Source organism: Rathayibacter sp. AY1A2, from assembly GCF_002930935.1.
In the GTDB taxonomy this organism is placed as follows: Bacteria; Actinomycetota; Actinomycetes; order Actinomycetales; family Microbacteriaceae; genus Rathayibacter.
In genome coordinates this window covers 174,665-187,216 of record NZ_PSTP01000003.1, presented here as the reverse complement: position 1 = coordinate 187,216, position 12,552 = coordinate 174,665, and the positions used below count along the sequence as shown (strand labels likewise).

The following is a 12,552-nucleotide window of genomic DNA, read 5'->3' as shown; positions in this document are numbered from 1 at the left end:
TCCCTCCAAGGAGACACCGTGACCCTCACCGCCCCCACCGCCACCGCCCTCGGCGGCCCGGTCGCCCCCTCGCGGAGCGTGCTCCGGCCGCTGCGCCAGGACGAGATCCGCCTCACCGGCGGCTTCTGGAAGCACTACCAGGACCTCAACTCCTCCGCCGTCATCGAGCACTGCCGCTCATGGATCGAGCGCGTCGGCTGGGCCGGCAACTTCGACCGCGCTGCCGACGGCTCGATCTCGTCAGCCGAGAGCGGCGACGCGCACGCGGGCATCGAGTTCGTGGACTCCGAGGTCTACAAGCTCCTCGAGGCCATGGCCTGGGAGCTCGGCCGGAGCGACGACGCCGGGCTGCAGGAGCGGTACGACGACCTCGTCTCGCGGGTCGCCTCCGCCCAGCACCCGGACGGCTACCTGCACACGAGCTTCGGCCGGCCCGGCCAGCGTGCGCGCTACTCCGACCTGGAGTGGGGCCACGAGCTGTACAGCTTCGGGCACCTGATCCAGGCCGGAGTAGCGCGGCTCCGCACCGGGCACGACGACCTCCTGCCGCAGGTCGCCCGACGGCTGGCCGACCACGTGCACCGCGAGTTCGGGCCCGAGGGGAGGGTCGCCGTGTGCGGCCACCCCGAGATCGAGCCGGCGCTCGCCGAGCTGGCGCGGGCGACGGGGGAGGAGCGCTACCTCGAGCTGGCCCGCCTCTTCGTGGAGCGGCGCGGGACGGGGACGCTGAAGCCGATCGCGTTCGGCGCCGAGTACTTCCAGGACGACGTGCCCGTGCGCGACGCGGAGGTGCTGCGCGGCCACGCGGTGCGGGCCCTCTACCTCGCCTCCGGGGCTCTCGATGTCGCGGTCGAGACCGGCGACGCCGAGCTGGAGGAGGCGGTCCGCCGCCAGTGGGAGGCGACCGTCGAGCGGCGCACCTACGTCACGGGCGGGATGGGCTCGCACCACCAGGACGAGGCGTTCGGCGCCGACTACGAGCTGCCGCCGGACCGCGCCTATGCCGAGACCTGCGCGGCGATCGGCTCCACGATGCTCAGCTGGCGGCTCCTGCTCGGCTCGAACGAGCACCGCTACGCGGACCTGATGGAGCGGACGCTGCTGAACGCGGTGCTCCCCGCCACCCGCGACGACGGCCGCGCCTTCTTCTACACGAACACGCTGCAGCAGCGCGTCGACGGAGTGGCGCCGGACGAGTCGCGCGAGACCGACCGCGCGCAGTCCAGCCTCCGCGCGCCGTGGTTCTGGGTCTCGTGCTGCCCGACCAACACCGCCCGCACCCTCGCGAGCGTCGAGCTCGGCTTCGCGACCGCCACCGACGACGGGGTGCAGCTCCACCAGTACGGCGCGTACGAGGTGCGCACCGGAGGCGTCGCGCTGCGCGTCGAGACGGAGTACCCGGCCGACGGCGAGATCGTCGTGCGGATCCTCGAGGACGCGGAGTTCGCGTTGACGCTGCGGGTGCCGCCGTTCGCGCGGGGCTCGGCGCTGCTCGACGGCGAGCCGGTCTCGACGCCGACCGTCACCGTCCGCCGGGCGTTCTCCGCCGGCGACACCGTGCGTCTCTCGCTGCCGATGTCGGCCCGCTTCGTCGCCCCGCACCCCCGGATCGACGCGGTGCGCGGCCAGGTCGCCCTCGAGCGCGGGCCGTTCGTGCTGGCGATCGAGTCGCTCGACCTGCCCGAGGGCCTGGACACCGAGCACATCGCGGTCGACGCGTCGGTGCCGCCCGTCGTGACGGCGGAGGGAGCGCGCGTGTCCCTCGTGGCGCGGGAGGCGGCTCCCGGCTGGCCCTACGGTTCCGTGCCGGTGGAGGAGGGGCGCCGCTTCGAGGCGGAGTTCCGGCCGTACCACCGCTGGGCGAACCGCGGGCCGTCGACGATGCGGATCTGGACGCCGACGGCCTGACGGGCACCGCTCGCGAGAACGCAGAAGTCGTCGCACTCGCGCTCGAGTGCGACGACTCCTGCGTAGTGGCTGCCGTTGCGGCGCCTCCGCTCAGATCCAGCCGCGCTCGCGGGCCTCGATCACCGCGCGCTGGCGGGTGTCGACGTCGAGCTTGCGCAGGATCGACGAGACGTGGTTGCGGACGGTGCCGGAGGAGAGGTGCAGCGCCGCGCCGATCTCGCCGATCGTCTCGCCGCGGGAGCCGGCGCTGAGCACGTCGAGCTCGCGGTCGGTCAGCGGGCTGCGCGTGCTCGCCAGGGCGTCGGCGGCGATCTCCGGATCGACGTAGCGGCGTCCGCTCGCGACCTGGCGGATCACCTCGGCGACGTCCTCGACCCGGCGCGACTTCGGCAGGAAGCCGCTGACGCCCGCTCCGAGCGCTCGCCGCAGGACCCCCGGCCGCGCGTGCCGGGTGACGACCACGACCCGCGTCGCCGAGACCCGGCGCAGCCGCTCCGCCGCCTCGATCCCGTCGAGCCCGGGCATCTCGACGTCGAACAGGCACACGTCGGGCTGCAGGCGCAGCGCCTCCGCGACCGCCTGCTCGCCGTCGCGGCACTCGCCCACGATCTCGAGGTCCTCCTCGAGGCGGAGGAGCGCGGCCAGCGCCGTGCGGATCATGTCCTCGTCGTCGGCGATCAGCACCCGGATCACGAGTCGCTCCCCACCGGCAGGCGCGCGTCCAGCTCGAAGGAGCGGCGGACCGCCCCGGCGCGCAGCGTCCCGCCCGCGCGCTCGACCCGCTCCGCCATGCCGAGGACGCCCGAGCCGGTCCCGTCCGCCTCCTCCGCGTCCGGTGCCAGGTCGTTCACCGCCTCGAACCGCCACTCGTCCTGCTCCCGCGCGAGCCGCAGCCGCGCGCTGGAGCCGCCGCCGTGCTTGAGGATGTTCGTCGTCGTCTCGCGGACCACCGGCCCGAGCGTCTCCGCCGGCGCGTGGGACGCCGCCGGGTCGACCTCGAGCTCGACGCGGAGCCCGGCCGAGCGGAGCAGGTCGGCGGCGTTGGCCAGCTCGTCGACGAGCGGGACGCTGCGGAAGCGCGTGGCGAGCTCGCGGGTGCCGGTGCGGGCGCCGTCGACCGAGCGCTGTGCGGCGCGCAGCTGCTCGAGAGCGGCCTCCGGGTCGCTGCCGAGGAGGCGCTCGGCGAGCTCGAGCTGCAGCGCGATCACCTGGAGGTGGTGGCCCTGGAGGTCGTGCACGTCGCCGGCGAGCAGCAGGCGCTCCTGCGCGGCGGCGAGACGGCCCTCGGCGGCGCGCGCCCGGTCGAGCTCGCGGACGATGTCCCACCACCACAGCGCGCTGACGACCGTCAGGGGCAGCAGCGTCGCGAACAGCAGGAGGGTCGAGAGCGCGGCCGACGCGTCCGGCGCCGCGCGCGTCTGCTCGAGCACCGCCGCGACCGCGAGGACGATCGTGCAGAGCACCATCACCCGGAGCCGCACGCCGCTCTGCCAGGGCAGCACGGCGACCAGGGTCGCGGCGAGCGAGAGCCCGAGCGCGAGGCTCCCGGCGGCCGTGCCGGTGAGCGCGGCGGCCGCCACTCCGAGGCAGAAGACCAGGGTCGGCGCAGCCCGGAGACGCACCGGGCCCTCGCGGTCGGCGCGCCGGTACGCGAGCGCGGTCGGCGAGAACACCGCGACCCAGGCGGCCGCACCCAGGAAGTAGGCGCCCTTCCGCCACTCCTCGGCCTCGGCGCTCAGCACCGCCACGGACCAGACGGCCAGGACGACCACCACGAAGGAGGCGGCCGACGCGAGCGTGTACCACCAGGTCACGGCGACGCCGCGGCCCGCGCGCACGGGCGGATCCGCCTCGGTCGAGTTCACCATGCGGCCCAGGCTACGACCATGACACTTGTCACCCCTCGGGCCGTCGATCCTCCCGGGACGCGGTGACCCGGCGGCACTGCCGCAGCGGGCGCGGACACGGTCGGATGGAGGAGTCCCGAGAGCCGGGGCCACGTACCGGAAGGCACGACCATGACGATCATCAGCGACGCGATCCTCGGATTCCAGGACCTGATCGGCCGCGTTCCCGAGCTCGTGCAGCCCCTCGTCGTCGCCGCGGCCGGGGCCGTCCCCTTCATCGAGGGCGAGGGAGCGGCGAGCATCGGGATCATCGGCGGCATCCACCCGGTCGTCGCCGGGCTCGCCGGGGCGATCGGCAACTTCGTCTGCGTGGCGCTGCTCGTGCTGCTGGGCACCGGCGTCCGCTCGGCGATCACGGGCCGCTCGGAGGCGAAGCGGACGACTCCGCGGCGCGAGAAGTTCCAGCGGGCCTTCACCCGCTACGGCGTCCCGGGCGTGAGCCTGCTGGGGCCGCTGCTGCTCCCGACGCACTTCACCGCGGTGATGCTGGCGGGCGCCGGAGTCGGCCGCGGGCGGATCCTGCTCTGGCAGGGCGTCGCGATCGCACTGTGGACGACGGTACTGACGGTGATCGTCGGGCTCGCGGTCTCGGGCGCGACGCAGGCGGGCTGAGCGGGCCGGACACGGTCCTGAAGCGTGCGACCCCGGTGGCGCAGAGGCGTTCGCGCCACCGGTCAGTGCCGGATGCGCCGTCCCGGTCCGCCGTCCGGATCCGCCGGGCCGGCGGACTGCAGGTGCGTGTGCAGGCGGATGAGGGTGTCGCGCAGCCGGGTCTTGACGGTGCCGAGCGGGATCGACAGCTCCTCCGCGATCTCGGAGTGGCTGTACCCGCGGACGTAGGCGAGGTAGAGGACGTCGTGGTGGATGGCGGCGAGCTGCCGGATCGCGCCGGCCGCGGGCGCCAGGGCCAGCCGGACGTCCGAGCGCTCCCACTCGTGATCGCGGGGCCGGTCGAGGACCGTGTACTGCAGCTCCCGGCGCCGCGCCGACCGGTCCGCCCGGGCGCGGTCCACGGCACGGCGGTGCGCGACCTGGGCCAGGAAGGCGAGCACGGGACGGCCCGGGTCGAGCGAGCGCGCGGTGCGCCAGAGCTCGAGGTAGACCTCCTGCGCGACCTCCTCGGCTGCGGCGCGGTCGTCGAGCACGGCGTCCGCGACGGAGAAGACCCGGCCCGCGGTGAGCGAGTAGAGCTGCCGGAAGGCGGTCCGGTCGCCCGCGCAGACCCGCAGCAGCAGGGCCGCTGACCGCGCAGGGCCGTCCCCGGGCTCACGCCGCTTGCCCGTCATCGTCGACACAGGGCTCAGCCTGGCACCGCGGACGCGCTCCTCCCGGGGTTACTCCCTGTGAGGTGGCCCCCGTTAGAGGCTCACTTTCACAGGAGTCCGCCGATGCGCGCCGCACGCCCGCCGATGCGCGGCCCCGGTCGCGCACGGGGCCCGTGCGGCGGCGTCGACGGACTCGGCCGCCCGTCAGGCGGCGACGCGCGCGTTCGACTGCGCGAGGAGCGCGACCGAGCGCAGGCGCGCCTCCGTCTGCAGCGACGCGTGAGCGACGATGACCTCGTCGGCGTCGGCGGAGCGGGCGAAGTCGGCGGCGTAGTCGGCCACCTGGTCGCCGGTGCCGACACCGGTGTAGGTGGTCATGCTCGCGACGTGGGCGCCGATCGGCGCGCTGAGCAGGGCGTCGAGCTCCTCGTCGTCGAAGGTCTGGCCGACGGGGATCTGCCCGCTCTGGCGCAGCAGCATCATCAGGCGGGCGCGCTTCATCTGCGCGAACTGCTCCTGCGCGTCCTCCTCGGTGTCGGCGGCGATGGCGTTCATCCCGGCGATCACGTAGGGGGCGTCGAGCGGCTCGGAGGGGCGGAAGCCGCGCCGGTACTCCGCGACGGCCTGGTGGAGCGCGTCCGGAGCGAAGTGCGAGGCGAACGCGTACGGCAGGCCCAGCGCGGCGGCCAGCTGCGCGCCGAAGAGCGAGGAGCCGAGGATGTAGAGGGGGACGCGGGTGCCGGCACCGGGCGTCGCGCTCACTCCGGGGATGCGGGACTCGCCGGCGAGAAAGGCCTGCAGCTCCAGCACGTCCTGCGGGAAGCGCTCGGAGGAGTCGGGGTCGCGGCGGAGCGCGCGGAAGGTCGCCTGGTCGCTGCCGGGGGCGCGGCCGAGTCCGAGGTCGATCCGTCCCGGGTGCAGCGTCTCGAGGGTGCCGAACTGCTCGGCGATGGTGAGCGGGGAGTGGTTCGGCAGCATGACGCCGCCGGAGCCGAGGCGGATCGTGGAGGTCTGCGAGGCGACGTGCGCGATGAGCACCGAGGTCGCGCTGGAGGCGATGCTCGCCATGTTGTGGTGCTCGGCGTACCAGACGCGGCGGTAGCCGTTCCGCTCGGCCTCCTGGGCCAGGGCGACGGAGGCGGCGAAGCTGTCGCGAGCGGTCTCACCGGGGGCGATGGGGGCGAGGTCGAGGATGGAGAGGGGAACGCTCATGGTGAGGGCAACGCCCGCGACGGCTCCGGTGTTCCCGTCGCGGGCGCCTTCCTCACGCCTCGGGGATGTCGCGGCCGTACGCCTCCAGCGTCACGGCCTCGGGCTCCGGTCCGCCGCGCACGCCGGCCTCGAGGGCGTCGATCCTTGCGAGCTCCGAGCCGGAGAGCGCGAAGTCGAACACGTCGATGTTCTCGGCGATGCGCTCGGGGCGGGTCGACTTCGGGATGACCTGGCGGCCCTCCTGCAGGTGCCAGCGGAGCATCACCTGCGCGGCCGTCTTCCCGTACTTGGCGCCGAGCTCGAGGAGCACCGGGTCGTCGAAGCTGCGGCGCGGGGAGTCGCGGTAGGCGGTGATGCCGCCGATCGGTGACCAGGCCTGGGTGAGGATGTCGTTCTCGCAGCCGAAGCGCTCGACCCGCCGCTGCTGGAAGTACGGGTGCACCTCGAGCTGGTTCACCGCGGGGACGACGTCGGTCTCGGCGAGCAGGCGGGTGAGGTGCTCGACCATGAAGTTGCTCACGCCGATCGCCCGCACCCTCCCGTCGGCGAGCAGCCGCTCGAGCGCCCGATAGGCGTCGAGGGTGCGGTCGAAGGCCTCGGGCAGGGCCTGGTGCAGGATCAGCAGGTCGATCCGCTCGACGCCGAGCTTGCCCGCGCTCTTGTCGAAGGCGTGCAGCGTCTCGTCGTAGCCGTAGTCGCTGATCCACACCTTCGTCTCGAGGAAGACGTCGTCGCGGCCGGCGATCGCCTCGCCCACCTCGCGCTCGTTGCCGTAGGCCGCCGCCGTGTCGATGTGCCGGTACCCCGCGTCGAGCGCGGCGGCGACGGCGGCGCGGGTCTCGTCGGGCGGAGACTGGAAGACGCCGAGTCCGAGGGCGGGGATCTCGACACCGTTGTGGAGAGTGAACGTGTTCATGAGCCCACGCTACGTCCGCAGACGCCGAGTCGCCCGAGAAGCCGCGCGCGACTCCTCAGGCGACCCCGTCGCTCCGGCCCTGCTCAGCCGTCGATCGGCAGCAGGATCCCCTTCACCGTCTCGTCCGTGGCGAGGAACTCCTGCACGGCCGGGTCCTGGAAGGCCTGGACGAGCTTCTTCACGTTCTCGGTGTCGCGGTACTTCGAGCCGATGGTGAGCTGCCCGGCGAAGTCGTCGGGGGCCTGCGGGGCGAAGATCTGCTGCTCGATCGGGATGCCGGCGGCGAGGTAGTACTCGGTGTAGCCGACGGCCGCGTCGAGGTCCGGCAGCGCGCGCGACTGGGCGGCGAAGTCGAGCAGCGTGAACTGCAGGTTCTTCGGGTTCTCGGCGATGTCGTCCTGGGTCGCGGTGCCCGGCTCCGTGCCCGGCTTCAGCGTGATCAGGCCGGCGTTCTGCAGCAGCCAGAGGCCCTGCGCCTCGTTGGCGGGGTCGGAGTAGAGCGAGACCGTGCCGCCGTCGGGGATCTGGGAGACGTCGGAGTACTTGTCGCTCCAGAGCCCGAAGCCCCAGCGGAAGACGGGGGTGGCCGCCTCCTCCTCGAAGTCGGGGTTGGCCTCGAGCACCTGTCCCAGCCAGAGCTTGTGCTGGTAGACCGTGGCCGCGACCTCGCCCTCGCTCACCGCGCGGTTGATGGTGTTGCTGTCCGAGAGCCCCTTGAAGGCGACGGTGATGCCGTAGCGCGGCGCCACCTCCTTCGCGACGAAGTCGACCAGGGCCTGCTCGGAGGCGTTGCCCTCGGCGGTCGCGACGTAGAGCGTCGCGCCCTCCTGCTCGTTGGCCGAGACGGCGGGGGAGAGGAGCGGGACGGCGATCGCGGAGGCGACGCCGACGACGACGACGGCCGCTCCGGCGATCCAGGGCCAGCGGCGCTTCTTCTTGAGATCGAATCCGAGGTCGTCGGGAGTGGACATGGCGATGCCTTTCGAAGAGGGAGCGCGCGGGCGCGCGCGAGGGACGCCCGAGGGCGCAGGAGGAGGAGTGGTTCTAGACGGCGGCCGCGACCCGGGGCGCTCGCCGCGAGCGGGAGGCGCCGGGCGTGGTCGCGCGGACGAGGGCGTCGCCGGTGAGCTGCACGGTCGCGACGGTGGCGACCAGGATCACGATGGTGGCGAGCATGACGGTGGTGTCGAAGCGCTGGTAGCCGTAGGTCACCGCGACGTAGCCGATGCCGCCGGCGCCGATCGTGCCGGCGATCGCCGAGTACTCGATCATCGCGATCGTGTTGATCGTCAGGCCGCCGATGATCTGCGGCACCGCCTCGCTCAGCTGGGCGGTCCGCACCACCTGCAGCCGCGACGCTCCGGAGGCGCGGGCGACGCGGGTGAGCGAGAGCGGCACGCTGCGCAGCGCGTTCTCGACGATCCGGGTGAAGAAGGCGATCCCCGCGATCGACATCGGCACGACGGCGGCCGCGATCCCGATGTTGGTGCCGGTGATCAGGCGCGTGAACGGCATGATCGACGCCATCAGGATGAGGAACGGCAGCGAGCGGCCGACGCTGATGACGGCGCTGAGCACCTGGTGGGCGGCCCGGTTCTCGGCCAGCCCGCCCGGAGCGAGGTTGTGCACGAGAGCGCCCAGCGGCACGCCGACCAGCACCACGATCGCCATGACGATGCCGACCATGATCAGCGTCTCGCCGAGCGCCGGCAGCACCAGCGCGGGGATCTGCTCGAGCGGGACCTTGTTGTCGAGGTGGAGGATCACGCCGCCACCTCCTCGGCGAGGACGCGCACGCCGGCGGGCCGGACCGACAGGCCGAGCTCGGCCGCCGCACGGGTGAGCCGCGCCTCGTCGACCGGGCCGAGCCCGATCGTCGCGTGGCCGACCGCCTGCCCGTCCACCGTCTCGATCGCCGCGCCGAGCAGCGAGACGGGGCCGACCGCCTCCGCGAGCCGGGTGACCCAGTCGGTCGGCACTCCGGAGCGGGAGTAGCCCACCACCCATTCGCCCAGGCCCGGGCCGGGCGCGACGGCGGGGCGCACCGGGTTGAGGGCGAGGCCGAGCGGGGACGCGGGGTCGCGCAGCAGGTCGACGAGACGTCCCGACTCCACGATGCGGCCGTGGTCGAGGCGGGCGACGGAGTCGGCCACCTGGCGCACCGTCTCCATCTCGTGGGTGATGAAGAGGATCGAGAGGCCCAGGTCGTCGCGCAGCTCCTTCAGGAGCGTGGTGATCGCGGTGGTCGAGGCGGGGTCGAGGCCCGAGGTGGCCTCGTCCGAGAGCAGCACCGAGGGGCGGAGGGCGAGCGCGCGGGCGATGCCGACGCGCTGGCGCTGACCGCCGGAGAGCTGGTGCGGGTAGTAGCGCGCGCGGTCCGAGAGGCCGACGCGCTCGAGCAGCTCCGCGACGCGGCGCTTCGTCTCGGCGGCGGTGACGCCGAGGTACTCCAGCGGAAGGGCCACGTTCTGCTCGGCCGTGCGGCGGCTGAAGAGTCCGTCGGACTGGAAGACGGTGCCGATGCGGCGGCGGGCGACGCGCAGCCGCTCCTCCGAGAGCTGCGAGAGCGCCTCCCCGTTGACGACGACCGTGCCCGAGGTGGGCCGTTCCAGGAGGTTCACGCAGGCGGCGAGCGTGCTCTTGCCCGCACCGCTCGGGCCGACGACGGCGAAGATCTCGCCGGTCGCGACCGAGAAGTCGAGGCGGTCGAGCACGGTCGCCGGACCGTACGACTTGCTGAGCTGCTCGAGCCGGATCATCGCGTTCCTTCGGACGGGTCGGGCGGCCGCGGCCTCTCCGCGTCGTCCCGGACACGATGATGGAGCACCGCGGGCCCGCCCGTCCCGGCCCGCGTCGCCCGGCGTAATCCTTCGTCGCCGGGCGTAACAGTGCGCGGGGCGGAGGGGGTCGCTCACGCCGGTCCCGCCGCTGCCGGGCGCTCCCGCTCAGCTCGCGGCGGCCGCCGCGCGGGGGCTCTCGGCGCTCGCCTCGCGGTCGAAGCGCTCGCGGCTGAAGACCTGGTCGGCTGTCGTCAGGGCGAGGCCGATCACGCCGGCCAGCTCGCCCAGGTCCGATGTGTGGATGGTCAGGTGCCGCGTGGCGAGCGGGTGGGTGCGCAGGTAGACGCGCTCGCGCAGGCCCGACATCAGCACCTCCCCGCAGTCGCCGAGCTGGCCCGAGATCACGATGGTCCGCGGGTTGAGGATGTTGACGAGGTCGGCGACCGCCTCGCCGAGGACGCGGCCGGCCTGGCGCACCGCCTGGGTGGCGCGCATGTCGCCGCGGAGCACGCGGGCCGTGACGTCGGCGACGTGCTTGATCGAGGGGTCGTCGGCCGAGAGGTCGCGGACGAGGGCCCAGCCGCTCGCGTACGCCTCCACGCAGCCGGCGTTGCCGCAGCGGCAGGGCAGCGGATCCGCGTCGACCGTGCCCGTGACCGCGCGGGTGTGGCCGATGTCGCCGGCCGCGCCGACGGCTCCGCGGATCGTCGCTCCGTTGAAGACGAGGCCCGAGCCGATGCCGGTGCCGAGCTTCAGGCTGATCAGGTTGTCGGAGCCGTGGTGGCGCGACTCGGCGAGGGCGCGGGCGTTCGCGTCGTTCTCGATGACGACCTGCACGCCCTCGTGCGGCTCGGCGAAGTAGCCGGCGATGTCGAAGTCGTCCCAGCCGGTCATGATCGGCGGGTTGCGCACGCGCCCGGCGGCGAACTCGACCGGCCCCGGGACTCCGACGCCGATGCCGGCGACCGCGTCGCCCTGCTGCAGCCGCTCGAACGCGGCGATCACCAGCGAGAGCACGGCGTCCGGTCCCTCCCAGACGTCGACGACGCCGCTCTCGTGCCGGAGGGGGGTGCCGCGCAGGTCGCAGGCGGCGGCGACGAACCCGCTCGCCCCGATGTCGGCGGTGAGGAACACCGTGCCGACGAGGTTCATCGCGAACATGCTCGAGGGGCGCCCGCCGGTCGACTCGCCGCCGGTGGTGGGGGCGATCAGGCCGAGATCCACGAGGGTCGCGAGGCGCTGGTTGACGGTGGAGCGGGAGAGCCCCGTCTGCTCCATCACCGCGTTGCGCGAGACCTCGCCCTGCTCGCGGAACAGCGCGAGGACGTCGGCCACGTGCGAACCGGCCTCGCCGGTGGAGTACCCCGTCATCGCTCCCCCTCTTGTCACGGTCAGCGTACATGCCTGCCGACGGGAAACCTGAAGTTCCCCGACTTTCGTGTTGCGGTAACGCGAAAGCGCCGGTAGTTTTCACACACCGGCACGCAGTGGTGCCACTGATCCTCAAGGATGACGATGAACCGCACAGCACGCCGCCTCCTCCCGGTTCTCGCACCGGTCGGCGCCCTCGCACTCCTCCTCACCGGCTGCGCCTCGGGTGGCGACACGGCCGCCGGCGGCTCCGGATCGACCAAGGTCGCCGCGGTCATCAAGGGCCTCGACAACCCCTTCTTCCAGGCGATGGAGAACGGCATCGAGGACACCGCGAAGGACGACTCCGTGGACGTCTCGGTGCAGGCCGCCGCCGACATCGGCGACACCACCGGACAGGCGGACAAGCTCACCACGGTCGCCGGCCAGGACTTCGGCTGCCTGATCGTCAACCCGATCAGCGGCACGAACCTGGTGCAGGCCCTCGCCTCCGCCACCGGCAAGACGATCGTCAACATCGACAGCCCGCTCGACCCCGACGCGGTCGAGGCCGCGAACCTCGACGTCACCACCTACATCGGCACCGACAACGAGGCCGCGGGCGGCAAGGCCGGCGACTTCCTCCTGCAGCAGCTGCCCGCCGGCTCCGAGGTCGCCGTCATCGGCGGAGTCTCGGGAGACGTCACCAGCGCCGCCCGCGTCGACGGCTTCACCGCCGCGATCGGCTCCGACCTCACCGTCGTCCAGGAGGCCGCGGCCGACTGGAAGCGCGAGGTCGCGCTGACCAAGGCGACCGACATCCTCGCCGCGAACCCCGACGTGAAGGCGTTCTTCGCCGCGAACGACGACATGGGCCTCGGCATCGTCAAGGCCGTCGAGAACGCGGGCCTCACCGGCTCCGTCCAGGTGGTCAGCGTCGACGGCAACGAGGACGCGCTGCAGTCCGTGAAGGACGGCGGGCTCACCGCCACCGTCGCCCAGTACCCCTTCGCGATCGGCCAGCTCGGCGTGCAGGCGTGCGAGGCCGTCGGCGCCGGCGAGGAGATCCCCGCCGAGATCGAGTCGCCCACCGCGCTCGTGACCTCCGAGACCGCGGAGCAGGCCCTCGGCGCCTTCCCCCAGCCGTTCGAGGAGTTCGACAACCCGCTCGCCGCGCTCGTCCCCGGCAAGTAGGACCTCCCGCCCATGGCAAC

12 protein-coding genes are annotated in these 12,552 nt (G+C 73.3%); 3 read left to right on the top strand and 9 right to left on the bottom strand.

What is annotated here, in order from left to right; all coding sequences use genetic code 11:
- Positions 1 to 18: 18 nt before the first annotated feature.
- Positions 19 to 1,908: a glycoside hydrolase family 127 protein gene (locus C5B93_RS04900; RefSeq protein ID WP_104291936.1), complete on the top strand. Its 1,890-nt coding sequence runs from the start codon at positions 19 to 21 to the stop codon at positions 1,906 to 1,908.
- 90 nt (positions 1,909 to 1,998) lie between these two features.
- On the opposite strand, the gene C5B93_RS04895 is transcribed toward C5B93_RS04900, so the two are convergent.
- Together C5B93_RS04895 and C5B93_RS04890 are read right to left on the bottom strand one after the other, a co-directional pair.
- A complete protein-coding gene (locus C5B93_RS04895) occupies positions 1,999 to 2,601 on the bottom strand; it encodes a response regulator transcription factor (RefSeq protein WP_104222701.1) in 603 nt (200 codons plus the stop codon).
- Entirely contained in the window at positions 2,598 to 3,776 is a 1,179-nt protein-coding gene (locus C5B93_RS04890) for a sensor histidine kinase (RefSeq protein WP_104291935.1), read from the bottom strand. The genes C5B93_RS04895 and C5B93_RS04890 overlap by 4 nt, the downstream gene beginning before the upstream one ends.
- Before the next feature lie 150 nt (positions 3,777 to 3,926).
- Between C5B93_RS04890 and C5B93_RS04885 the strand changes: the two genes are divergently transcribed.
- Positions 3,927 to 4,427 carry a small multidrug efflux protein gene (locus C5B93_RS04885; protein ID WP_104225805.1) on the top strand — a complete coding sequence of 167 codons (501 nt, stop codon included), beginning with the start codon at positions 3,927 to 3,929 and terminating at the stop codon, positions 4,425 to 4,427.
- Between the two features lie 62 nt (positions 4,428 to 4,489).
- On the opposite strand, the gene C5B93_RS04880 is transcribed toward C5B93_RS04885, so the two are convergent.
- From C5B93_RS04880 to C5B93_RS04850, 7 genes are all read right to left on the bottom strand, one after another.
- Complete coding sequence (locus tag C5B93_RS04880; protein WP_258067511.1) at positions 4,490 to 5,101, bottom strand: sigma-70 family RNA polymerase sigma factor; 612 nt, start codon at positions 5,099 to 5,101, stop codon at positions 4,490 to 4,492.
- A 183-nt stretch (positions 5,102 to 5,284) separates the two neighbouring features.
- Complete coding sequence (locus C5B93_RS04875; protein ID WP_104291934.1) at positions 5,285 to 6,292, bottom strand: LLM class flavin-dependent oxidoreductase; 1,008 nt, start codon at positions 6,290 to 6,292, stop codon at positions 5,285 to 5,287.
- Positions 6,293 to 6,344: 52 nt separating this feature from the next.
- Positions 6,345 to 7,208, bottom strand: coding sequence for an aldo/keto reductase (locus tag C5B93_RS04870; protein ID WP_104257784.1), 864 nt, complete (start codon positions 7,206 to 7,208; stop codon positions 6,345 to 6,347).
- An 83-nt stretch (positions 7,209 to 7,291) separates the two neighbouring features.
- Positions 7,292 to 8,179, bottom strand: a complete 888-nt coding sequence (locus C5B93_RS04865; RefSeq protein ID WP_104257783.1) for a MetQ/NlpA family ABC transporter substrate-binding protein — start codon at positions 8,177 to 8,179, stop codon at positions 7,292 to 7,294.
- A gap of 73 nt (positions 8,180 to 8,252) precedes the next feature.
- The gene (locus tag C5B93_RS04860) at positions 8,253 to 8,975 is read right to left on the bottom strand and encodes a methionine ABC transporter permease (protein ID WP_104222708.1); all 723 of its coding nucleotides are present in this window, start codon (positions 8,973 to 8,975) and stop codon (positions 8,253 to 8,255) included.
- A complete protein-coding gene (locus C5B93_RS04855) occupies positions 8,972 to 9,967 on the bottom strand; it encodes a methionine ABC transporter ATP-binding protein (protein WP_104257782.1) in 996 nt (331 codons plus the stop codon). Before C5B93_RS04855 ends, C5B93_RS04860 begins: the two co-directional genes overlap by 4 nt.
- 186 nt (positions 9,968 to 10,153) lie before the next feature.
- Positions 10,154 to 11,359 carry an ROK family transcriptional regulator gene (locus C5B93_RS04850; protein ID WP_104291933.1) on the bottom strand — a complete coding sequence of 402 codons (1,206 nt, stop codon included), beginning with the start codon at positions 11,357 to 11,359 and terminating at the stop codon, positions 10,154 to 10,156.
- A 144-nt stretch (positions 11,360 to 11,503) separates the two neighbouring features.
- On the opposite strand from C5B93_RS04850, the gene C5B93_RS04845 reads away from it, so the two are divergent.
- Positions 11,504 to 12,532 (top strand): substrate-binding domain-containing protein, encoded by a 1,029-nt coding sequence (locus tag C5B93_RS04845; RefSeq protein WP_104257780.1) that lies wholly within the window; start codon positions 11,504 to 11,506, stop codon positions 12,530 to 12,532.
- Positions 12,533 to 12,552 lie beyond the last annotated feature (20 nt).

What these genes read in the sequence shown, in the direction of transcription:
- C5B93_RS04885 (WP_104225805.1), top strand. Translation starts at nt 3,927, where the DNA reads ATGACGATCATCAGCGACGCGATCCTCGGATTCCAGGACCTGATCGGC.
- C5B93_RS04880 (WP_258067511.1), bottom strand. Translation starts at nt 5,101, where the DNA reads ATGACGGGCAAGCGGCGTGAGCCCGGGGACGGCCCTGCGCGGTCAGCG.
- C5B93_RS04865 (WP_104257783.1), bottom strand. Translation starts at nt 8,179, where the DNA reads ATGTCCACTCCCGACGACCTCGGATTCGATCTCAAGAAGAAGCGCCGC.
- C5B93_RS04875 (WP_104291934.1), bottom strand. Translation starts at nt 6,292, where the DNA reads ATGAGCGTTCCCCTCTCCATCCTCGACCTCGCCCCCATCGCCCCCGGT.
- C5B93_RS04855 (WP_104257782.1), bottom strand. Translation starts at nt 9,967, where the DNA reads ATGATCCGGCTCGAGCAGCTCAGCAAGTCGTACGGTCCGGCGACCGTG.
- C5B93_RS04850 (WP_104291933.1), bottom strand. Translation starts at nt 11,359, where the DNA reads ATGACGGGGTACTCCACCGGCGAGGCCGGTTCGCACGTGGCCGACGTC.
- C5B93_RS04890 (WP_104291935.1), bottom strand. Translation starts at nt 3,776, where the DNA reads ATGGTGAACTCGACCGAGGCGGATCCGCCCGTGCGCGCGGGCCGCGGC.
- C5B93_RS04845 (WP_104257780.1), top strand. Translation starts at nt 11,504, where the DNA reads ATGAACCGCACAGCACGCCGCCTCCTCCCGGTTCTCGCACCGGTCGGC.
- C5B93_RS04870 (WP_104257784.1), bottom strand. Translation starts at nt 7,208, where the DNA reads ATGAACACGTTCACTCTCCACAACGGTGTCGAGATCCCCGCCCTCGGA.